Annotated in this window: 14 protein-coding genes; 10 read left to right on the forward strand and 4 right to left on the reverse strand. The window is 43.3% G+C overall.

The genetic code is table 11. The annotated features are described in order from the left end of the window. Positions 1 to 74 precede the first annotated feature (74 nt). The 4 genes from VYM24_RS03385 to VYM24_RS03400 all read right to left on the reverse strand — a co-directional run bounded on the left by VYM24_RS03385 (position 75) and on the right by VYM24_RS03400 (position 10604). Positions 75 to 2753 carry a glycoside hydrolase family 2 protein gene (locus VYM24_RS03385; RefSeq protein WP_330941453.1) on the reverse strand — a complete coding sequence of 893 codons (2679 nt, stop codon included), beginning with the start codon at positions 2751 to 2753 and terminating at the stop codon, positions 75 to 77. 216 nt (positions 2754 to 2969) lie between these two features. Next, entirely contained in the window at positions 2970 to 3812 is an 843-nt protein-coding gene (locus VYM24_RS03390) for a hypothetical protein (RefSeq protein ID WP_330941454.1), read from the reverse strand. 10 nt (positions 3813 to 3822) lie between these two features. Beyond that, complete coding sequence (locus VYM24_RS03395; RefSeq protein WP_330941455.1) at positions 3823 to 9936, reverse strand: RHS repeat-associated core domain-containing protein; 6114 nt, start codon at positions 9934 to 9936, stop codon at positions 3823 to 3825. 242 nt (positions 9937 to 10178) lie between these two features. Further along, positions 10179 to 10604, reverse strand: a complete 426-nt coding sequence (locus VYM24_RS03400) for a T9SS type A sorting domain-containing protein (protein ID WP_330941456.1) — start codon at positions 10602 to 10604, stop codon at positions 10179 to 10181. Between the two features lie 541 nt (positions 10605 to 11145). On the opposite strand from VYM24_RS03400, the gene mraZ reads away from it, so the two are divergent. The 10 genes from mraZ (at position 11146) to murC (ending at position 23442) form a co-directional block, all read left to right on the forward strand. After that, positions 11146 to 11625, forward strand: coding sequence for a division/cell wall cluster transcriptional repressor MraZ (mraZ, locus tag VYM24_RS03405; RefSeq protein WP_291550967.1), 480 nt, complete (start codon positions 11146 to 11148; stop codon positions 11623 to 11625). A 23-nt stretch (positions 11626 to 11648) separates the two neighbouring features. After that, complete coding sequence (rsmH, locus tag VYM24_RS03410; protein WP_044265170.1) at positions 11649 to 12560, forward strand: 16S rRNA (cytosine(1402)-N(4))-methyltransferase RsmH; 912 nt, start codon at positions 11649 to 11651, stop codon at positions 12558 to 12560. A gap of 56 nt (positions 12561 to 12616) precedes the next feature. Continuing rightward, a complete protein-coding gene (locus VYM24_RS03415; RefSeq protein WP_125910786.1) occupies positions 12617 to 12985 on the forward strand; it encodes an FtsL-like putative cell division protein in 369 nt (122 codons plus the stop codon). A 53-nt stretch (positions 12986 to 13038) separates the two neighbouring features. Then, positions 13039 to 15141, forward strand: a complete 2103-nt coding sequence (locus VYM24_RS03420; RefSeq protein ID WP_330942207.1) for a penicillin-binding protein — start codon at positions 13039 to 13041, stop codon at positions 15139 to 15141. Positions 15142 to 15191: 50 nt separating this feature from the next. Beyond that, positions 15192 to 16640 carry a UDP-N-acetylmuramoyl-L-alanyl-D-glutamate--2,6-diaminopimelate ligase gene (locus tag VYM24_RS03425; RefSeq protein ID WP_044265177.1) on the forward strand — a complete coding sequence of 483 codons (1449 nt, stop codon included), beginning with the start codon at positions 15192 to 15194 and terminating at the stop codon, positions 16638 to 16640. A 59-nt stretch (positions 16641 to 16699) separates the two neighbouring features. Then, positions 16700 to 17968 carry a phospho-N-acetylmuramoyl-pentapeptide-transferase gene (mraY, locus tag VYM24_RS03430; protein ID WP_007210863.1) on the forward strand — a complete coding sequence of 423 codons (1269 nt, stop codon included), beginning with the start codon at positions 16700 to 16702 and terminating at the stop codon, positions 17966 to 17968. Positions 17969 to 18074: 106 nt separating this feature from the next. After that, entirely contained in the window at positions 18075 to 19409 is a 1335-nt protein-coding gene (gene murD / locus VYM24_RS03435; RefSeq protein ID WP_330941457.1) for a UDP-N-acetylmuramoyl-L-alanine--D-glutamate ligase, read from the forward strand. Positions 19410 to 19506: 97 nt separating this feature from the next. Further along, entirely contained in the window at positions 19507 to 20784 is a 1278-nt protein-coding gene (locus VYM24_RS03440) for an FtsW/RodA/SpoVE family cell cycle protein (RefSeq protein WP_330941458.1), read from the forward strand. A 14-nt stretch (positions 20785 to 20798) separates the two neighbouring features. Beyond that, the gene (gene murG, locus VYM24_RS03445; RefSeq protein ID WP_330941459.1) at positions 20799 to 21971 is read left to right on the forward strand and encodes an undecaprenyldiphospho-muramoylpentapeptide beta-N-acetylglucosaminyltransferase; all 1173 of its coding nucleotides are present in this window, start codon (positions 20799 to 20801) and stop codon (positions 21969 to 21971) included. A 79-nt stretch (positions 21972 to 22050) separates the two neighbouring features. Continuing rightward, entirely contained in the window at positions 22051 to 23442 is a 1392-nt protein-coding gene (gene murC / locus VYM24_RS03450; RefSeq protein WP_291550962.1) for a UDP-N-acetylmuramate--L-alanine ligase, read from the forward strand. Positions 23443 to 23480: the final 38 nt, after the last annotated feature.

A 23480-nucleotide genomic window follows, 5' to 3' on the forward strand; every position in this document is an offset into this window, starting at 1 on the left:
TAGGGGCGAAAAATCTTTCGCCCGCCAACACAGCGTAGCCACTTGTAGCCCGTAGCTTGTAGCTCGTCACTTACTCACTTGTTCTTCTCCCCGAAGTCTTCCTGTTGCTGCTCCACTTCCTTCAGCCTCTGAGCATTTTGCTCTTTCAAAAGCTGTTCCTGTTCCAACTCCGCAGCCGATTTTGCAGACGTTCCGGCAGTTTGCAAAGAAGATGAACCGGCGATCAGCGCAGCATCTTTCTCCGAATAAACCAACGGACGGGCGGCAGAATAGCTTTCTAATTCTAATACAGCACTTACAGGCATCTGCGAACCTTCGAACAACACACTTGCCGTTATTTTTATCTTACCCGGCCTCAAAGTGGACTGTATCAGCACCGGAGCCGTCCCCCACTTCACCGGAGCGGGATTTGCCAATATTCCGGCATCACCCAGAATACGTCCTTCGCCTTCCACATGAAACTTCACATAGTAGTTGTTCAAACGTTTGATATTCCCGTTCTTATCGGCTATGGCAGCTACTACAGTGACAAAATCGGAACCATCGGCTTTCAGGTTCACATTCTCATCATCCACCCAAAGCAGCACTTTTTCCGGACGACGGGCAGGATGCACTTCGTGCGTAGCAACCACTTTACCGTCTATCAAGCCTTCTGCCCGCAGGAATACTTCATCCTGCTTTTTCTTACGTGACATTGCTTTATCAGTCATGAAATCGTAGACATCGGGGAAAGTGATAACCGGCGAAGGCATACCTTCTTTAACTACCGGTTTATTATAAGTATAAGTCTTTCCATCTTTCAGGAAGGTGAGGCGCACTTCATCGCAATTGGAAAAAACAGTCACATCCTTGCCGGAGAACGGTGTCATCTCGTGAGCAATATAAACCATCGGACCGGTTTCAAAAAGACGTTCCTGCTTCTGGGGTGAGCGTTGTGCCTTGAACATATAATAAGAATACTTGGGCTGGCGGAACACATCCATCAGTCCGCCATAGAACGGATCGGGATGATAACCGCGCTGATGGTCGAACGAGTGCCACAGACAGCCGCCCACATGTTGGCGGGGAGTGCGGTAAAGGGCATCGTAACAGGTATATGTATAAGTGGGGTTGGCATAATGTTGCGCTTGGATAAGCATAGGCTGTTCTCCCCAGTTGCGGGCTACACGGCTGGGAGAGTTATGTGAACTCCAGTCATCCACATTATCACCCCATTCACGGGTAAAATAGGTTATCTTTGGGTCAGCATCCTTATCGCCCCACGACTTGCCATCGTAAGAGGGATGTGTAAAGAGTATCGGGAAATGCTCACGTCCACGTGCACCGCTGTCGCAACCGGAATAACAATATGGGTAAGGATACTCCTGGTCTACAATATCACGGGTGTTCTTGGCGAAGTCTTCCGGATACCAGGTTTCATTGAGGATAGGTTCCCACATCCACACACAAGCATGGTTGCGGTCGCGCCGCACAAGATTACGGATATCGCTATATACACGTTGTGCAAATTCGGGAGCATCATTCCAGAACTGCCAGCCGGGGGTATTGACAATGACAAACAGCCCAAGCTCGTCGCATGCATCCATGAATGCCGGGTCTTGCGGACAATGGGCGTTGCGGATTACTTTCATTCCGGCATCACGCAGTTTCTTTGCATCACGCCAATGAATACTGTTAGCAACGGCATTGCCTACCACCGCAAAGTCCTGATGACGGTTAGCGCCAATCAACGGGCTTTCATAAGGTTTGCCATTCAGCCAGAAACCGTCCTTGCCCTTAAACTCTACACTACGGATACCGATACGGCGGCGATAACCGTCCACCACATTGCCTTCGCGGTCGCGGATGCGTACTATCAGATTATATAAGGTGGGAGTTTCCGGACTCCACAGCATCGGGGTCTTCACCGTGATTTTATCTTTCGAGGTAAACGCTTTCCCCGGACGTACCTGAACCTTATCATTCAAGAAAGCAACCTGTGTACCATCCGGTTGCTGCAACTCATATTCTACAACGCCCGTAAAGGCTTTACGGCTGTCATTGCGCACATGCGCTTTCAGTAACACTTCGGCTGAGGCATCCGACACCTTATCATAAGCCACAAACAAGCCACCGCCTGCTACTTCGTTCTCAAAGTTCGGGTCGGTGATAAAGACCGGATTATGTGCTATCAGCCAGCAATCACGATAAATGCCGCCGAAATAGGTAAAGTCGAGTACATCCTGCGCCTTTCCGGGAGGATAGCTCGTATCATCGCTGTTATCCGCCCACACGGCTATCACATTATCCTCTCCCCAGTTCAATACGTCAGAGATATCGACCACCACAGGCAGATAACCGCCAAAATGTTCGGTCAGCAACTTCCCGTTGACGAATACCTTACTCTTTCCCATGATGGCTTCGAAGTGCAGGAAGAGTTTCTTCCCTTTCAAAGCATCTGCGGGGGTGAAGTGCTTGCGATACCAGACTTCTCCCTGATAGTTGATGCAGCCACTGGCTTCCGTAGGCAGATATTCAATGCCATTGGGAAGGGAGACTACCGCCCATTCTGCATCATCAAAGTTCGTGGCCTCAGCACCCTCAACCGCTCCTTTGTGGAAGCGCCAGGCGGGATTCATTGAAAACACTTCACGCCCGGAATTGGGTAACTCGAAGAAACCGGCAGTGGAAAACTCTGGTTGGTGAGACGCCTGCAATGCGCTGCAGGGAACTAACAATAAAACAATTAGTATTAAATGAATGATTTTTCTCATGAAAATAGTATTATTTTAGGTGTACATAACTTGATGTAATAGCCATTTACAACATCCGATGCAAAAATAGGGCAAAACAGAAAACCACTGTTACAATAATCGCTATTTTTAATCCAATTTTGTCTAACTATCCATTTATACAACATGGCTCCCTAAATACAGAATGCTATGAGAAACTTTCAGTGAATCATTATCAACTATTAATATAAGAATATTTCATTTAATTCCAAACAAAGCCCTATACTTATCTAATTCCATATCAGAAAAATCATTTCTGAGCCATCCATTTCTATCTATCTTATACATTTCATATTCCCACTCCTCTTCAAATCGCTCACCTGTATGAGCCATTTCATTCAAGATTTCAGAAGGGAAGGGCTCCCAAACATCACCTCTTAAGCGTTTTATAGAAAAAAGGTCCTCCTTCTTTTCTGTCCAAACGGCTACAAATTCAGTCTGTTCTCTCATCAAAGAAGCTATCCGTATCAGAGAACGCACCTTATTATCTTTACAAACCACACGAACAATATCATTCATCAGAAAAAAAGATGAATCCATTCCGTCTTCTTCACTATTATATTTGATAAGAAGCAGAAAACTTTTATATGGGGTATCCTCTTCAAGACAACCAAGATATAAAATCTCAGATACTTTCCTGAAGAGTTTTACCGCTGCTTCTTTTCCCTCCCACTGCATATTTTTGTGCAATGATACTATACTGTCATGCCTAGTTCTATTTATGACACTTTGATTAACCAACCATTCATAAAAACGTCCTCCCACCTTAGGGTAAACCATAGAGTAATCCTCTCGGTCACAAAGTCCCGATATAGAGTTCTGAACAAAAGAAATACTATCATTTTTAAAAGGAACAAAAACGAGTAACGAATTCATTAAAGTATCTGACACATCGAATGTATTCCCATCTTCATAGTTTTGATACTCTAGCAAAAGACTATCATTACGTATCCAACTGATATCTGTTAGTTCCCTCCTCGTGATAGTCGATGAGCAGCTTAAAAGCATAAGTAGAACCCAACTTACTACTACTATTTTCATATCCAATATTTTAATAACCTAATATTTTCGCTGCTTTCAGATATCTAGTCGGAATAGTAGAAGTCATATTATTCAGATTTCGATAATATCCCACTTTATAGTTCCATTTCAATGCATGCTGATACTCCCACTCTCTTATATAAGCATGATGTGAGGTTGGATTATTTAATCCCATACCATAAAAACCTGCATGATAATATTCATGTCCCATAGTCAAAAAAAGTTGTTCTTTGCATATAAATGCTGACTTATACAAGAAAACATTATATCCTTTACCAACTCCGTTGGATACAGTTGTTCCATTTACATACTGACCTCTGTATTTAACTAAATCACCCAATTTTATATGCCCTCTAGGAATAGTCCCATCCGCATACAAATTATCTACATTTTGTACATTTTCAAAATTTTCTAATGAAAATTCAGCCGCATACTCATTTGAATACTCCATACCCTCACCAATCTGAACCGTGTTTCCATCAGCCATATTCACTCCATTAGTATAATCAAAATATTGAGCTCCCTTTCCCGTAAAGAAATTTCCATGATTCTTCATTGCTGAGACACCACCCAGCACTCCTCCAATAACACCACCAATAGCACCACTTATCCCTCCAGCAGCTAAACCTGCATTCAGCCCCTGCTTAAAATTTGCTCCATTCAACCAAGCATTTCCAGCTCCTCCGACAAAACCGCCAGCAAAACCTCCACTAAACCCAGTAACCGCCCCACCGATAAAACTAGTCGTTCCTAATAATCCAGCCATTGCTCCGCCTGCAAAATACCCGGCAGCACCAGATGCTCCACCTATGAATAGCCCTTTCAACATATCACCAGCCAAAGCCCAACCAGAATTATCACTCATCACCATAGCAGTTCCCATCCCAATCCAAGCCCCCACAATAACAGCAGCTAACCAAACAGATTTTCCACTTTTATCTACATACATCAACGGATTATTTAGCACATAACTATATCGATTAAAGTTTTGCGTGAAATCCATCATCTGCACATATGGATCCGGACTCAAGAATCGTCCCAATGCGGAATCATATAAACGCGCATTCATATTAACCAAGCCAAAGGCAGACAGATGTTCATGCCCCGTATACCCCCTGCCTAAAAGCAATGCCGGTTCTAAACCAGGAGCATAAAGTACATGGTTAATAGGATTACGTAAACGCCCCCAAGCATCATAACTCAATTCCTGTTGGACAATACCCGCAGAATTTGTAATATGCGTGATACTACCCAAGTAATCACGACAAATATAATAAATTCCCCATGATCCATTCTTCTTCATATAAACAATTGGCGAAGAATAATAATCACCAGCCAAATAAAGGCGAGTTTCCGCATTATTTGTCTCATAACAATTACCGAGATAATAAGTCGCATTTTGTACAGCCCCCTTATGAGTTAAAAGCATTTTAGCACGTTCACCAGAAGAATCATACGTAAAAGTAGCTGTATAACCATTTTCTACAATAGTAGCCGGACGCTGAAAAGAAGTATAAGTAACATCTTGATTCCGTATAGGTATTTGATTTCCATTTAATTCCACATTAGTCACTGCATAAGGCTTCGTATCATGACTATAAAACATGGTGCCAATACCACTCATTGAGGTAATATTTCCTTTCGAATCATACCCTACCGTCTTACCTGCATAATTAGCTAAACGATTCAGATTATCATAACTAAAAGATTCCGTCAGATTGCGCTTCTTATCTACACGACTTGTCAGGTTTCCTTTCTGAATATCGAATGTATAAGCAAAATGTTGGATCACTCCAGCTTTTCTTTCTGTCAGTATACCATAGCTATTATATCCATACGTACGCGTTAATGGTCCAGTTACAGCGTTCGTAGGTTGCCCCAATCCATTCTCGGCTGTCAACTTCCATATAGAAGTTGTCCCCAACTTTACTTCTGTTAATTGTCCATTAACATAGGTCATATTCTCCGTTCCAATCACCGCCTCTTTAGAGGAACTATATGTAACAGAAGACACATTGCCATTTGCATAAGCGAAAACACGTTTCAACCAGATATCATCCGAAACCTTATCCGTCCGTGAGTTCAATCGGGCATATTCATCATAAGTATAGACTTTAGAAACGCCATTGGTCGAAGTCTCATTATCAATCTGTTTTGTTACCGGATCATATTTATAAGTAGTAGTAAACTCTGGTTGAACTTTACTTTTAGGACGACCATATTTATCATATACAATAGCTACAGTTTTATTATTTGCATCAGTTTGTGTTACCGTACGTATATTACCCGAGTAACCCTCCGTAAAAGTCATTGTCCCAGCACTAGGATCTACAATTTTAGTTCGGTGTCCATAATCAGGATCATAGTCAAACTCTGTTATAACCCCTCCTGGTGCAATAACCTTTTTCAACTGTTTGTCTGGACGATAAGAATAAGTAATTGTTCCTCCTGGATCTGTTGCGGAAGCCAACAGTCCACTCTTATCGTATGTTCGGGTAATTGTAATACCTTCTTTTACTATTGTTTCACTTTTCCCAATATAACTGTAAGATGTTGTTTTGCCATATGGCTCTGAAAACGAAACTATTCGATCAAAATCATCATAACTATATACATTCCATAACGAAGCTGTATTTCCTTTATAAGGCAGAGAGACCTTCCATAAGCGTCCCCAGTTATCATATTGTTTATCTATATACAGCCAAGTTCCATCAAAGCGTTTATTACCAATACGAATATCACGCCCTAGAGCATCATAATATGTACGCTGTTCCGGCATCCCCGTTACTAATTTCTCAATATAATATACCCCTGTACTCAAATCCCATCTATAATTTATATTCTCTATTGTACCATCATCATAAGTGGTTGTATTAACTCTCCCCAAATCATCATAATTATACAAAGCAATCTTACCCAAATTATTTACCACTTTTTCTGGTAGGCCATATTTATTATAATTAGAATATACCGTCATACGTCCTAAAGCATCAGTACGAGTGTTTACATAGCAATTATTCAAATAAGTACAAGTGTCTCCTAAATATTCCACCGATGTACGGGGGGCACTTACTTCTGTTAAAACATTGCCGTAAACATCATAAGTGCATCGCGTTTCTCCAACTTTATTACCATTAATTTTAATTATTTTCTTTTCTGGAAGATTTGTTCCTGTTTTATAAACCAATTCTTCTGAAGTTACCCACGAACTCCCATCACGCGATTCTGTTATTGTTTTCAAACAGGGAAGACCTATCAGCCACTTCGCGGTTGTGTTTGTATTACTATAAGTTTGATTCGTAACTGTTTTGATCACATTGTTAGATGTATAATCCGTATAAGTAACTGTTTCACGCGTAGGATTACTGTAAGTATCATAAAGATAATCTTTAGTCACTGTGGTACTTTTCAAAAGATCCTTTTCTACTGAGTTGTTCAGTCGTACCGTGGCTTTCTTATTAGAAGCAACAGCTGAATAATAAGTATAATTTCCTTCTGCTTCAGGAGTAATGACCCTAACCAAATTATTAAAGTTCAAAGGATCGTATATCGTTGTTATGGTTTTGTTACGTAATACATCCTCTGCTATTATTTTAGTAAAGCCACAAAAGCCACGGCCCTGCCGATGTACAACCCCTCCTTGATAGCGATACTCTTCCGAGGTTAAAATGCTACCATTTAAAGCAGTTTCTTTAGCAGCGAGCCCCCACAAAGGCCCTTGAAAGCGTTCATAAGGGAATGAAACAATTGCATTGGAACTATAAAAATCAATATAATCTCCGTTCTTTGCATTGAGAAGTTGATAGGAGTTTTTATCTATCACCCCGAAGCTATTAATTACTCCTGTTAGCAAATATTGTTTACGCTCATTCCTTGTAAAGCTCACCTTGTAAACATTTTCATCAATAACAGCTATAAGGGAACTATAAAAATTCGGTTGAGAAATAGAAGAAGGAAGTAAAGTAATACCACCACCAAGTGACGTTCCAAACCTATCCTCTTCTTTAAACCCACCATTACGATTGAAATACCCCCACGTACTGGTATTCTGCCTAAGTACCAAGTCTACATACCCATCTTGATCTATATCCTGTAGCATACAGGCAGCTTCATGTTCCACATATTCCGTTAAATTAAACGATCTACGTATATTGGATAACGGATAATAAACCTCCCACCACGTACCATTATGAAATTTACGCCAATATTCCACTTGACAGACATCCCCATGCACAGAACAACTACTACCATCCAGCCACTCACCACAAACCAAGCACCTGTTGGAATACCCAATATATTCTCCACAATGCACACATTCATAATCTTCCGGATATTCTGCATTACACTCCGGGCAAAATTCGTGTGAAGTAACAGGCATCTCATACGTACCTTTTTTGGTATATGACTTGACAGGAGTTACTAAGAATTCCGGTTTGCCATCACCATTTATATCTCCAATGGCCATGTCTCTATTGCTTTGAAATACATAATTATAGGATAAGTCAAAACTACATTTCAAGTTTAAGCTATATACTCCGTTCACTTGAGAAAACGAATACACTTTTGTTATCCCAAAATTAATATGACAAATATCCGTCTTTCCATCTCCGTCAATATCTACAGCCACCAAAATTCCTTGTTTCACATTGAAATTGAAAACATGAGCATTAAACAACACCTTATTTGTGCTCAAATCAAACAAATAGCACTTAGAGTTCATATCCTTATCCAAAGGTCTATCCATAGATATAGCCAATAACTCAGCTTTTCCATCTCCATTGTAATCGCCCGGAAGATATACTTTTGGCCAAATGCTAGAACTATTGGGAGCCTCACTGTCAAATGTAAAAGTAGAAGTCTGTGTCAAAGACAAACCCAGACCAGGCTTATAAACCTTTACAGTTAAACGATCCTTACCACTCTGCACCGTAGCATTTATCTTCAATAGTTCATCTCCAGATACTCCATCTACATCTGCCGACAATAAAGTCTGAAAGCCTCGCTCTGCATACAAAGTTGCAGGTACCAAAGTACTACCTTCCAAATTTCGATATACAAGCAACTCTTGGTTTTCAGCAAAAGCAGAATAATACCCTTTCGAAGATATAGCACAAGGATTAAAATCCGGATACGAAAAAAGTCCATCATCTTCTGTCCCTGACTCAAACTTTACCTTATTTACTACTAAATCGGTATCCTGATTAAAATATCTCGTTAATATAGCTTTTTGTTTTTCCCATCCATTCATATTATTATCATATCCATAGTAAAACAACAAAGGATTTAAATTATCGCAATCGATTCTTGTCAACAAAGACACATTACTAGTTTTATAAACAAATGAATAGGTATGAAGCAATTCTGTTCCGTGATAACACTTGATATTATCAAGTAAATGGGATAACTTTACTTCTGTCCCTCCTTCAAAACCACCCAACACGTCCACACGGTCTTTATAAGTAAATGTAATATTAGCCAATGGCGTATCAGAAGAGGTATGGGCTCCATATTCTATATTTAGAATACGATATCTGTTATTTTGATAAGCATAAGAAAAGGATACCATATTCCCCAAAACATCTGTACTTTTAGATATTGGGTAAACGAGGCAGTCACTCGCATTAGTTTGTGAACCAAACACAGCTACCGTGCCATTCGGATATAATACCATAAAATAACTAAACGTTCCGGATGCCGTTTTCTGCGCTTTCACTCGAATATTCCCTTGTTCTGTCTCAAAAACATTCACAACAGTTGTTGGTAACAGACGAACTCCATCAAGCATTAATGCATCATCACCATTCACTTCAACCGGTGCTGTTTTACCGTCATAGTACATAGAACGTGGTACTCGAATTATAGATGATAGACCGCCAATAGACCAACCATAACCAACTATGTCATTTCCACCTTGACTATTATAAGTAATGGAAACAGAAGGTGTAATGCCACTACGTACCGGAACACACGAAATAGGAACATTGTAAACAAGTCCTCCCGATGGCGTAACTTGTGAATTTATTGGTATAACACCAACATCTTTACTTGTATTTACAGATATTGAGGTAGGGATATGCGTATGAGAACCACTCGCAAAACCTCTTACTAAATCTTGTTGAGACATAGGATTTTGGTTAACAATAGTCTCTTTTGCTCCTGCACTCTAGCTTTTTTATATAAATGGAATCACCAGTAGAAATTGTGTCAGTAGGTACTGTCCGATGTTTTTTTATGGATGAAATAAAATCAAAAGATTGTTGTCCCATAGATGGGAATGTCACTATAAAAGTAAATGTCACGGCTAAAAGAATAAGCCATAAGTGATGTGTTTTCATAATAAATAATTAGTTTACAAACAGTATAACCCTATTCTTTAATAATTTTCCATATAGATTGCCTTGAACCAAAGACCAACTTCAGCAAATATGTACCCGACACAAAGCTATCAAGCTGAAGGATAGTTCGTATAGAAGTCACATCCTGTCTTAACAATAGTCGACCTTGCAAATCGTACAGGAAAACCTCGCCGTAACCCGGCTCAAAGAGTTCACTTAACAGAACAGTCAACTCCGTTTGCATTGGATTAGGAAAGAGCTTAATTGCTTTCTGTTCCAACAGTCCTTCCGACAAAACAACATTTACCTCGTTTTTTTGAAGAACAAAAGAACGCGTAGCTACTTGCATTCGAGTAACCCTGTTACCGGCAGCATCATACAAATACGAAAAAGATTGTGAGAAAATGGAAGTGGCCAATCCTAAGTTGATTAAGAGCAAAATAAATTTCAATTTCATGTTTTTCATAATTTAATTACGCAATAAAGATAGACACTCTTTTTTTAGAAAAAAGCTATCAGCATTATGTATTTAGAGGCAATACAATTTTTACTCCTTTTTCTACAGTTTTTACTCTAAATAAAAAGTTTATAGACAACAACCAGGAATTTCTCATGCAGTTTTTTCCTCCATGACTTCGCTAAATCAAATAAAAAATGCAAAGTCTTCCATCTTTTAACCCCACCATACTCCAACCGTACCCGAACCGTACTTGCTCCGTACCTTCTTCGGTCAGAAGTACCTCTATACGGAGAAACTACGGAGTTGGTACGGAGCAAGTACGGCTCAGGTACGGTACAAGTACAGTCCGAATAGAAAACTAACAAGGTTTTTGCCCCTCAATTCCCCACGAATAAAGCCTTTCGGCACCATGTTCATTATCAACGAAATAAACAATGAACAGGGTGTTGAAAACTTCTCTGAAAGTTTTTAGTTAAAACTTGTGGGGGATTGTGGGGAAATGTGTACTTTTACCGTCGCTTATTATAATAAGGTAGCAATGATACGTTTTTTGGGCAATATAGAAGCGAAGACCGACGCAAAGGGACGTGTATTTATCCCCGCCGGCTTTCGGAGGCAACTGCAATCCGCTTCCGAAGAAAGGCTAGTGCTGCGCAAAGACGTATTCCAAGATTGCCTGGTACTCTATCCAGAAAGCGTTTGGTTCAAGACGCAAAACCAATTAAGGAGGCGATTGAACAAATGGAACGCAAAACACCAAGACATTTTCCGGCAATTTGTGAGCGATGCGGAAATCATGATTCCCGACGGGAACGGACGCATCCTTCTGCCCAAACGTTACCTGCAAATGGCCGGCATACAGAGCGATGTACGTTTTATTGGTATGGATAATACAATAGAGATCTGGGCAAAAGAGAAAACCGAACAGCCATTCGTCAGTCCGGAAGAGTTCAGCGAAGCATTGCAGGACATTCTGGGAGATGAGGATGATTGGGAGGAAGAGGAAGAGAATGATTAACGTTTAGTGATGAGTGATTAGTGATGAATGAAGAATTGACATATCATGTACCGGTGCTGTTGATGCCGAGTGTGGACGGAATGAATATCCGCCCGGATGGGACGTATGTAGACGTCACTTTCGGCGGAGGAGGACATTCACGCGAAATACTGTCACGATTGGGAGACGGCGGACGGTTACTGGGATTTGACCAGGACGAAGATGCCGAACAGAATATCGTGGATAATCCGCATTTCATTTTTGTACGCAGCAATTTCCGCTACCTGCATAACTTCCTACGCTACCATGATATAGAAGAAGTAGATGCGATACTTGCCGATCTAGGTGTGTCCTCACACCACTTCGATGATAGCGAGCGGGGATTCTCATTCCGCTTTGACGGGGCACTGGATATGCGTATGAACAAACGTGCAGGAGACACTGCGGCGGACATTATCAATACTTATAATGAAGAGCGCTTGGCAGATATCTTCTATTTGTACGGTGAACTGAAAAACAGCCGCAAATTGGCATCCGTACTCGTAAAGGCACGCGCCGGACAAAAAGTAACAACTATCGGTGAGTTTCTGGAAATCATCAAGCCACTTTTCGGCCGGGAACGGGAGAAAAAAGAACTGGCAAAAGTCTTCCAGGCATTGCGTATCGAAGTAAATCAGGAAATGGAAGCGCTGAAAGAGATGTTGTATGCAGCAACCGAGGCGCTGAAACCAGGTGGAAGACTGGTAGTAATCACGTATCACTCGCTGGAAGACAGAATGGTGAAGAATATGATGAAAACCGGAAACGTAGAAGGCAAGATGGAAAAAGATTTCTTTGGAAATGTACAGACACCTTTCCGGCTGGTGAACAATAAGGTGATTGTACCGGACGAAGCGGAGATAGAACGAAATCCGAGATCGCGAAGTGCAAAACTGAGAATAGCGGAGAAGAAGTGATAAAGAGCAAGAGTGGTAAAATGATAAAGCGGTAGAGTGATAGAGCGATGAAGGAAATGGAAGAAAAACAGGTAAATGAGAAAACAGAGAAAGCGGAAAAGGCGAAGAAAGCTAAAAATCGCACGTCTCTGAAGAACATCATTGGTGGTGATATTCTGGCAACGGATTTTTTCCGTCGTCAGACCAAATTGCTTGTGCTGATAATGGTGCTGATACTGTTTTACATACACAACCGTTATGCTTGTCAGCAACAAATGATAGAGATTGATAAACTGAAAAAAGAACTGATTGACATTAAATATGATGCCCTCACCCGTAGCTCGGAGTTGATGGAAAAAAGTCGCCAGTCACGCATTGAGGAATACATTGCAACCAAGGAGAGTGACTTACAGACCTCAACCAATCCACCGTATTTGATTAAGTAATCAGTAGAACCGTTAAACAGAAAACAGACTTGGCAGTAAATAAGAAAAATATCATGACCCGCTACTTCTTTGTAGTCCTCGTAATGGGGCTGCTGGGAATAGCTATTGTCGTAAAAGCCGCAATTATCATGTTTGCAGAGCGACAATACTGGCAGGATGTAGCCGACCGTTTCATAAAAGAGAACGTAACGGTAAAGCCTAATCGTGGTAATATTCTTTCATCCGACGGCAAACTAATGGCAAGTTCCTTGCCGGAATATCGCATCTATATGGACTTTAAGGCAGGTGGTGTAACCAAAGATACCATGCTGGTGAATCATATGAACGAAATTTGCGAAGGACTGCATAAGATATTCCCCGATAAAAGTGCCGCTGAATTTAAGTCACACTTACAGAAAGGGCGTAAGAAGGGCAGCCGTAATTATCTGATTTATCCGAGACGCATTTCGTATATCCAGTATAAAGAAGCAAAACGTTTGCCTGTATTCAATCTGAACAAGTACAAAGGTGGCTTCCACGAGCAGGTTTATAATCAACGTAAGAAGCCATTCGGATCATTGGCAGCCCGTACATTGGGCGATCTTTATGCCGATACTGCACAAGGTGCAAAAAATGGTATCGAGTTGTCATTCGACACCTTATTGAAAGGTCGCGACGGCATCACCCATCGCCAGAAGGTGATGAACAAGTACCTGAATATCGTAGATATAGCCCCCGTAGACGGTTGCGACATTATCTCAACCCTCGATGTAGGCATGCAGGATATCTGCGAGAAAGCATTGGTAGACAAGTTGAAGGAAATTAATGCCACTGTAGGTGTGGCAGTACTCATGGAAGTACAGACCGGCGAAGTGAAAGCCATCGTCAACATGATGAAAGCCAACGATGGCAACTATTACGAAATGCGCAACAATGCCATCAGTGACATGATGGAACCGGGCTCGACTTTCAAGACAGCTTCCATCATGGTGGCTCTTGAAGATGGAAAGATCACACCGGAAACAGAAGTAGACACCGGAAATGGTATTATGATGATGTATGGCAGCAAAATGAGAGATCATAACTGGCATCGCGGAGGATACGGGAAAATCAATGTAACACGTATTCTGGAAGTCTCATCCAATGTAGGTGTCTCCTATCTCATTGACAAACATTACAAAGATAATCCGCAGAAATATGTGGATGGTTTAAAGCGCATGAGCATCGACCAACCGCTACATCTACAAATTTCCGGCGAAGGAAAGCCTAACATCAAGGGACCGAAGGAAAGATACTTCGCAAAAACAACCCTGCCCTGGATGAGTATCGGATACGAAACACAGGTTCCGCCACTCAATATCCTGACTTTCTATAATGCCATTGCCAACAATGGTGTAATGATACGACCCAAATTCGTAAAGGCTGCGGTAAAAGACGGTGAAGTTATAGAAGAATATCCTACGGAAGTGATTAACCCGAAGATATGCTCTGACCGGACATTGACTCAGATACGTGATATTCTGGAAAAAGTGGTATCACAAGGATTAGCCAAACCAGCCGGAAGCAAACAATTTTCCGTAGCCGGCAAGACGGGTACAGCACAGGTATCACAAGGTACAGCAGGCTATAAAAACGGACGAGTGAATTATCTGGTAAGCTTTTGTGGCTATTTCCCGGCTGATGCTCCCAAGTATAGCTGTATCGTTTCCATACAGAAACCGGGACTTCCGGCATCAGGTGGTCTGATGGCAGGTAGTGTATTCGGAAAAATTGCAGAAAGAGTATATGCAAAGAATCTGCGGTTTGATATCCGCAGTGCAATAGACAGTACAAGCAATGTCATTCCTCCCGTAAAAGCCGGAGAAATGAATGAAGCCTTCCAGGTATTGAATAGTTTGAAAGTACCGGTACAGAAACAGTTCACGTCCAAGAAAGGACAAGAGGCTTGGGGACATACACAAGCAGCTCCCAATGCAGTTATTCTGCAAGGTAAAGACGGGGCCAACCCGGATCTTGTCCCCAGTGTTATTGGAATGGGAGCGAAGGATGCTGTGTACCTATTGGAGAGTAAAGGTCTGAAAGTCAAACTAAACGGTATCGGAAAAGTGAGAAATCAATCGATACCGGGCGGCAACCGTGTGGTAAAAGGACAGACGGTGACGTTAGCACTTCATTAGAGGTGCGGACGAAAGATTTACTAATTTAGAATATATATTATATATAAGGTATGGTATTAAGTGAATTACTGAAAGCAATACAACCGATACAGATTATCGGAAGTACGGAGACGGAGATAACGGGGGTAAACATCGACTCCCGCCTGGTACAAGCCGGACATCTGTTTATGGCTATGCGCGGTACCCAAACTGACGGACATGTCTATATTCCCGCGGCCATAGAGAAAGGCGCTGTCGCCGTGCTCTGCGAAGATGTACCCGAAGCTAAACAGGAGGGCATCACCTACATTCAGGTGAAAGACAGCGAAGACGCTGTAGGCAAAGTAGCCACTACATTCTACGACGATCCTACTTCCAAGATGGAACTGGTAGGTGTAACCGGAACGAATGGAAAGACGACCATCGCCACCTTATTATATAATACATTCCGTTATTTCGGCTATAAGGTAGGACTGATTTCTACTGTTTGCAACTACATAGACGATCAACCCATACCCACTGAGCATACGACCCCCGACCCCATCACTCTGAACCAGTTATTAGGACAGATGGCAGACTCCGGATGCAAGTATGTCTTCATGGAAGTGAGTTCGCACTCTATCGACCAGAAGCGTATCAGCGGGCTTCGTTTTGCAGGCGGTATTTTCACCAACCTGACGCGAGACCATCTGGACTATCACAAGACAGTGGAGAATTACCTCAAAGCTAAGAAGAAATTCTTCGACGATATGCCGAAGAATGCCTTCAGTCTGACCAACCTGGATGATAAGAACGGGCTTGTAATGACGCAAAACACGCGCTCGAAGGTATACACCTACTCATTGCGCAGCCTCAGCGATTTCAAAGGCAAGATATTGGAGTCTCATTTCGAAGGTATGTTACTCGACTTCAATAACCACGAACTGGCCGTGCATTTCATCGGCCGTTTTAATGCTTCAAACCTGTTGGCGGTATTTGGTGCAGCTGTACTGCTCGGCAAAAAAGAGGAAGATGTATTGGTTGCCCTCAGCACTTTGCAGCCGGTAGCCGGACGCTTCGATGCAGTGCGTTCACCCAAAGGCATCACCGCCATTGTAGATTATGCACACACTCCGGACGCCCTCATCAACGTATTGAACGCCATTCACGGAGTACTTGAAGGTAAAGGCAAGGTGATCACCGTAGTAGGCGCAGGCGGTAATCGCGATAAAGGCAAACGCCCCATCATGGCCAAGGAAGCAGCCAAAGCCAGCGATCGCGTCATCATTACCTCGGACAACCCGCGTTTTGAAGAGCCCCAGGATATCATCAACGATATGCTTGCCGGATTAGACAAGGAGGACATGCAGAAAACCATCAGCATAGCCGACCGTCGCGAGGCCATCAAGACCGCTTGCCTACTGGCACAGCCGGGTGATGTAATTCTCGTAGCCGGAAAAGGCCATGAAAACTATCAGGAGATTAAGGGAGTGAAACATCATTTCGATGATAAAGAAGAATTAAAAGCGATAATGTTTTAGAGTAATAGGGTGATAGAGTGATATTACTTTACCACCTTATCACAGCAAATAGTCAAATTATGTTGTATTATTTATTTCAATGGTTAGACAAGTATGACATTCCCGGCGCGGGTATGTTTGGATATACATCATTCCGGGCTTTGATGGCAATCATCCTTGCATTGCTCATTTCAAGCATCTGGGGAGATCGTTTTATCAACCTGCTGAAACGGAAACAGATTACGGAAACACAACGTGATGCCAGCATCGATCCGTTCGGGGTGAACAAGGTAGGTGTACCGAGCATGGGGGGAGTCATTATCATTGTAGCAATTCTCATTCCGTGTCTGCTACTGGGTAAGTTGAGTAATATCTATATGATATTGATGCTGATTACCACGGTATGGCTGGGGTCATTAGGATTTGCCGATGATTATATCAAGATTTTCAAGAAAGACAAAGAAGGCCTGCACGGAAAGTTCAAGATTATCGGACAGGTAGGATTGGGATTAATCGTGGGGCTTACCTTATACCTGAGCCCGCAAGCTGTTATCCGCGAAAACATTGAAGTGCAGAAACCCGGGCAGGAAGTGGAGGTTATTCATGCGGGACAAGACATTAAGTCGACGCAGACTACCATCCCCTTCTTCAAAAGCAATAACCTGGATTATGCTGATTTCGTAAGTTTTATGGGTAAACATGCGCAAACGGCAGGTTGGGTACTGTTTGTGATTATCACTATATTCGTAGTGACAGCCGTCAGCAATGGCGCCAATCTGAATGATGGAATGGACGGTATGGCGGCAGGAAACTCGGCAATTATAGGTTTGGCACTGGGAATTTTAGCTTATGTATCCAGCCACATCGAATATGCCGGTTATCTGAATATCATGTATATTCCCGGATCGGAGGAACTGGTAATCTTCATCTGCGCCTTCATTGGTGCCTTGATTGGTTTTCTGTGGTACAATGCGTATCCGGCACAGGTATTCATGGGTGATACGGGTAGTTTAACCATTGGCGGTATCATCGCCGTATTTGCCATCATCATACACAAAGAATTGCTGATACCCATTCTTTGCGGTGTATTCCTGCTGGAAAACCTATCCGTCATTTTACAACGGTTCTATTACAAAGCCGGAAAACGGAAAGGAGTAAAACAAAGGCTGTTCAAACGAACACCTATTCACGACCACTTCCGTACCTCCATGAGCCTGATAGAACCGGGCTGTACGGTGAAGTTTACAACGCCGACCAAGCTGTTCCATGAGTCAAAAATTACGGTCCGTTTCTGGATTGTGACAATTGTACTGGCCGCAATAACGATTATTACATTAAAGATAAGATAACAAATGAATGAAGAATTAGGAATGAAGAATGAAGAATCAGGCTGCGCACTATTGCGCCGCATAGCAATTCTTCATTCTTAATTCTTCATTCTTAATTTAAAACAGCATGAGTAGAATTGTAGTATTAGGAGCCGGAGAGAGTGGTGCAGGTGCTGCCGTACTCGCCAAAGTGAAGGGATTCGACACATTCGTATCCGACATGTCCGCCATTAAAGACAAATATAAAGAAGTGCTGGACAGGTACGACATCTCCTGGGAAGAAGGACAACACACAGAAGAGTTGATTTTAAGCGCCGATGAAGTGGTGAAAAGTCCCGGTATCCCCAACGATGCTCCGATGATATTGAAACTGAAAGCGCAAGGAACGCCTGTCATCTCTGAGATAGAGTTTGCAGGACGCTATACCAATGCAAAAATGATATGTATTACCGGTTCAAACGGTAAGACCACTACTACCTCACTCATTTATCACATTTTCAAGAGTGCAGGTCTGAATGTAGGATTGGCAGGCAACATTGGCAAGAGCCTAGCTTTGCAGGTGGCCACGGATCAACATGATTACTACGTGATTGAACTCAGTTCTTTCCAGTTGGATAACATGTATAAGTTCCGCGCTAATATTGCCGTGCTGATGAATATTACGCCCGACCACCTGGACCGCTACAATCACTGCATGCAGAACTATGTGGATGCAAAGTTCCGTATCACGCAGAACCAGACACCGGAAGATGCTTTCATTTTCTGGAATGACGACCCCATCATCAAACGCGAATTGGACAAACACGGGTTATGCGCCCACCTTTATCCATTCTCCGCAGTGAAAGAAGATGGAGCCATAGCCTACGTAGAAGACGGTGAAGTGGAAATCAACGAACCCATCGCCTTCAACATGGAACAGGAAAAATTGGCTTTACAAGGCACACATAACTTATACAATTCTCTCGCCGCAGGCATCTCCGCCAACCTCGCCGGAATAGAGAAAGAATATATTCGCCGGGCTTTGTCCGACTTCAAAGGCGTAGAACACCGCCTTGAAAAGGTAGCCACAGTGCGCGGTGTAGAGTTTATCAACGACTCTAAAGCTACCAACGTAAATTCCTGCTGGTATGCTTTGCAGAGCATGAAAACGAAAACGGTCCTGATACTGGGCGGAAAAGATAAAGGCAACGACTATACAGAGATTGAAGACCTGGTGCGCGAGAAATGCTCCGCCCTGGTTTACCTGGGATTGCATAACGAAAAGTTGCACGATTTCTTCGACCGCATGGGATTGCCCGTTGCCGATGTACAGACCGGTATGAAAGATGCCGTAGACGCCGCTTTCCGTTTAGCGAAAAAAGGCGAAACGGTATTGCTGAGTCCTTGTTGTGCGAGCTTTGACCTCTTCAACAGTTATGAAGACCGGGGCGACCAGTTCAAGGAATACGTAAGAGCATTATGACCGTACCCGGGATAAAAAGACGGTCGCACATCGTGAGAAAAGCAAGCGTATATGAGCGCTTTCATTCTTTAATTATTAACTATTAATTTGCGAAGCATTGGACTTACTCAGAAGCATATTCAAAGGTGACAAGGTAATCTGGATCATATTCCTTTTCCTTTGCCTCATTTCTATCGTAGAGGTGTTCAGCGCCGCGTCTACACTGACGTACAAGAGCGGCGACCACTGGGGGCCTATTACACAGCACAGCATCATCCTGATGGTGGGCGCTGTAGTAGTGGTGTTTATGCACAATATTCCCTATAAGTGGTTTCAGGTATTCCCTGTGTTCCTGCTTCCCTTGTCCGTAGTATTACTGGGTCTCGTTATGATGATGGAACGCATCAACGGCGCTGCACGCTGGATGACCTTCATGGGTATCCAGTTCCAGCCTTCGGAAGTGGCAAAAATGGCCGTGATCATCGTCACTGCCTTTATCCTCTCCAAGGGACAGGATGAAGACGGGGCCAGCCCGAAAGCCTTTAAGCGTATCATGATTATCACAGGAGTTGTCTGCCTGCTGATTGCACCGGAGAACCTTTCGACAGCAGCTTTACTTTTCGGAGTGGTTTTTCTGATGATGTTCATCGGACGGGTGGCAATGAAAAAACTGTTGATACTGTTCGGTGGCTTGGCAGGAGTGGCAATCGTAAGCGTAGCATTTCTGGTACTGACCAAGAATAGCGATTTACCGTTCCTGCACCGTTTTGACACATGGCGTGCCCGTATAGAGAAATTCACAGATGACACAGAAGTGCCTGCCGCCAAATTCGATATTGACAAAGATGCCCAGATAGCCCACGCCCGTATCGCCGTAGCCACAAGCAACGTTGTAGGTAGAGGACCGGGCAACTCAGTACAGCGCGACTTCCTGAGCCAGGCATTCTCTGACTTTATCTTTGCCATCATTGTGGAAGAATTGGGATTGATAGGCGGGGCTTTCGTCGTGTTCCTCTACGTCTGCCTACTGATACGAGTGGGGCGTATAGCGAAGAAGTGCGACCGCACGTTTCCGGCCTTCCTTATCATAGGAATTGCGCTGCTGCTTGTATCGCAAGCCGTATTCAACATGATGGTAGCAGTAGGATTGGCACCGGTCACCGGGCAACCGCTGCCACTTATCAGTAAAGGTGGTACCTCCACACTTATCAACTGCGCCTACATCGGCATGATATTGAGTGTGAGTCGCTATACCGCCAAATTGGAAGAGATTAAAGAACATGACGCACAGATACCGATGCAAGTGAAAGCTGCTGTTGAAGAAGGATATAGCGAGATACAAACAGCGGCTGAACCAACAGCAAAGGTGCTGAATAGTGATGCAGAATTCGAGTAAGAGCATAGAAGAGTATGAATAAAGATATAAATAAGAGCCATAGTGGAGAAGCTCCCCGCATTATCATAAGCGGTGGAGGTACAGGGGGACATATATTTCCCGCAGTATCCATTGCCAATGCCATCAAGGAACTACGCCCCGATGCAGAAATCCTCTTTGTAGGCGCGGAAGGACGGATGGAAATGCAACGTGTACCCGATGCAGGATACAAAATCATCGGTTTACCCGTGGCAGGTTTCGACCGTAAACGTTTATGGAAAAACTTTGCAGTGATTATAAAGTTACTCCGTAGCCAGTTGAAGGCACGCCGCATACTGAAAGAGTTTCATCCTCAGGTAGCGGTAGGTGTAGGTGGTTATGCCAGTGGCCCTACGTTAAAAGTAGCAGGTATGATGGGAGTGCCTACTTTGATACAAGAACAGAACTCTTATGCAGGCGTAACAAATAAGCTGCTGGCACAAAAAGCCTGCAAGATTTGTGTAGCGTATGACGGAATGGAAAAGTTCTTTCCCGCGGATAAGATTATTATGACAGGGAATCCGGTTCGACAGAATCTGTTAGCCAATAAGCAGAGTCGCGAAGCTGCCGTGACTTCTTTCGGTTTCAATCCGGAGAAGAAAACAATATTGATACTGGGTGGCAGTCTTGGAGCGCGTACTATAAACCAGACGCTGATTGCCGCACTGGATACAATCAAAGCATACGGTGACATTCAGTTCATCTGGCAGACCGGAAAGATATACATTCAGCAAGTGAAAGATGCCATCACTACCACCACCGGAGAAGCGGTACGCAATCCACGCATTTCAGCTATCCCGAACCTCTATGTGACGGACTTCATCAAAGATATGGCAAGTGCGTATGCGGCTACCGATCTGGTCATTTCGCGTGCGGGAGCAGGATCTATCTCTGAGTTCTGCCTGCTGAATAAACCGGTTATTCTGGTACCTTCACCCAATGTGGCAGAAGACCACCAAACTAAAAATGCACTGGCCCTCGTAAATAAGGAAGCTGCCATTTACGTGAAGGATGCAGATGCAATGAAGAATCTGATTCCAGTAGCACTCGAAACGGTTGCCGATGTCGGGAAACTAAAAACGTTGAGCGAGAACATTGCCAAGTTGGCTCTGCCCGACTCAGCAACTATAATTGCAAAAGAAGTATTGAAACTGATAAGTAAACCATAATAATTCAATAAATGAACTGTAGCAACTCAATTCCCTTCCTCCCAGGAGGAGAATTGAGATAGTATTAAAATAGAAGAAGATGAATATAGAAAACATCAAATCCGTATATTTCGTCGGTGCCGGCGGCATCGGTATGAGTGCCCTGATACGTTATTTCTTATCAAAGGGCAAACTCGTAGCTGGTTACGACCGCACTCCGAGCGAACTGACCGAACACCTTATCGCAGAAGGCGCACAGATACATTATGAAGAAAATGTAAGCCTGATCCCCGAAGATTGCAAGGACAAGGAAGCAACTTTAGTCGTATATACCCCGGCCGTTCCGCAAGATCATGCCGAGTTAGTGTACTTCTGCAATAACGGTTTCGAAATACAGAAACGCGCTCAGGTTCTGGGAACAATCACCCACAGCAGTAAAGGTCTGTGCGTAGCCGGAACGCATGGTAAAACCACTACCAGCACAATGGCTGCACATTTACTTTATCAGTCACATGCAGGCTGCACCGCATTCCTCGGAGGCATCTCCAAGAATTATGGAACCAACCTGCTGCTGTCTCAGTCCAGTCCGTATACAGTGATCGAAGCAGATGAGTTCGACCGTTCTTTCCATTGGTTATCACCATACATGAGTGTCATTACAGCTACCGACCCCGACCATCTGGATATCTACGGTACGGAAGAAGCCTATCTGGAAAGTTTCCGTCATTATACAACCCTGATTCAACCGGGCGGCGCATTGATCATTCACAAAGACATTGCTTTGAAACCTGATGTGCAATCCGGGGTAAAAGTTTATACCTATGCTCGTACCCAAGGTGATTTCCATGCTGAGAATATCCGCATCGGAAACGGTGAGATATTTATCGACTTCGTGGCACCTGATACACGTATCAATGATATCCAATTAGGTGTTCCCGTGAGCATCAATATAGAGAATGGCGTGGCAGCCATGGCGCTCGCCCACCTCAACGGTGCCACGGACGAGGAAATCAAACGCGGCATGGCAAGTTTCCGCGGAGTAGACCGCCGTTTCGACTTCAAAATCAAGAATGATAAAGTGGTATTCCTGAGCGACTACGCCCATCATCCTGCCGAAATCGCACAAAGCGTAAAGTCTATCCGCGACCTATATCAGGACAAGAAAATTACGGCTATCTTTCAGCCGCACCTTTACACACGTACCCGTGACTTCTACAAGGAATTTGCCGACAGCTTGTCCCTGCTCGATGAAGTGATCCTCGTAGATATCTATCCGGCACGTGAACTACCGATTCCCGGTGTCACCAGTCAGCTGATATACGACAACCTGCGTCCGGGCATTGAAAAATGTATGTGCAGGAAAGAAGACATACTGAACCTGCTGTCTCAGAAAAAGACCGAGGTTCTGATTACTTTAGGTGCAGGAGACATAGACAACTACGTCCCCGAAATCACGAAACAACTTAAACTAAGAATGAGGAATGAAGAATGAAGAATTTGGCTGCGCATCATTCTTACACAGCGTAGCTA

This window comes from Bacteroides sp. MSB163, from assembly GCF_036416795.1.
GTDB classification, from domain to species: domain Bacteria; phylum Bacteroidota; class Bacteroidia; order Bacteroidales; family Bacteroidaceae; genus Bacteroides; species Bacteroides maternus.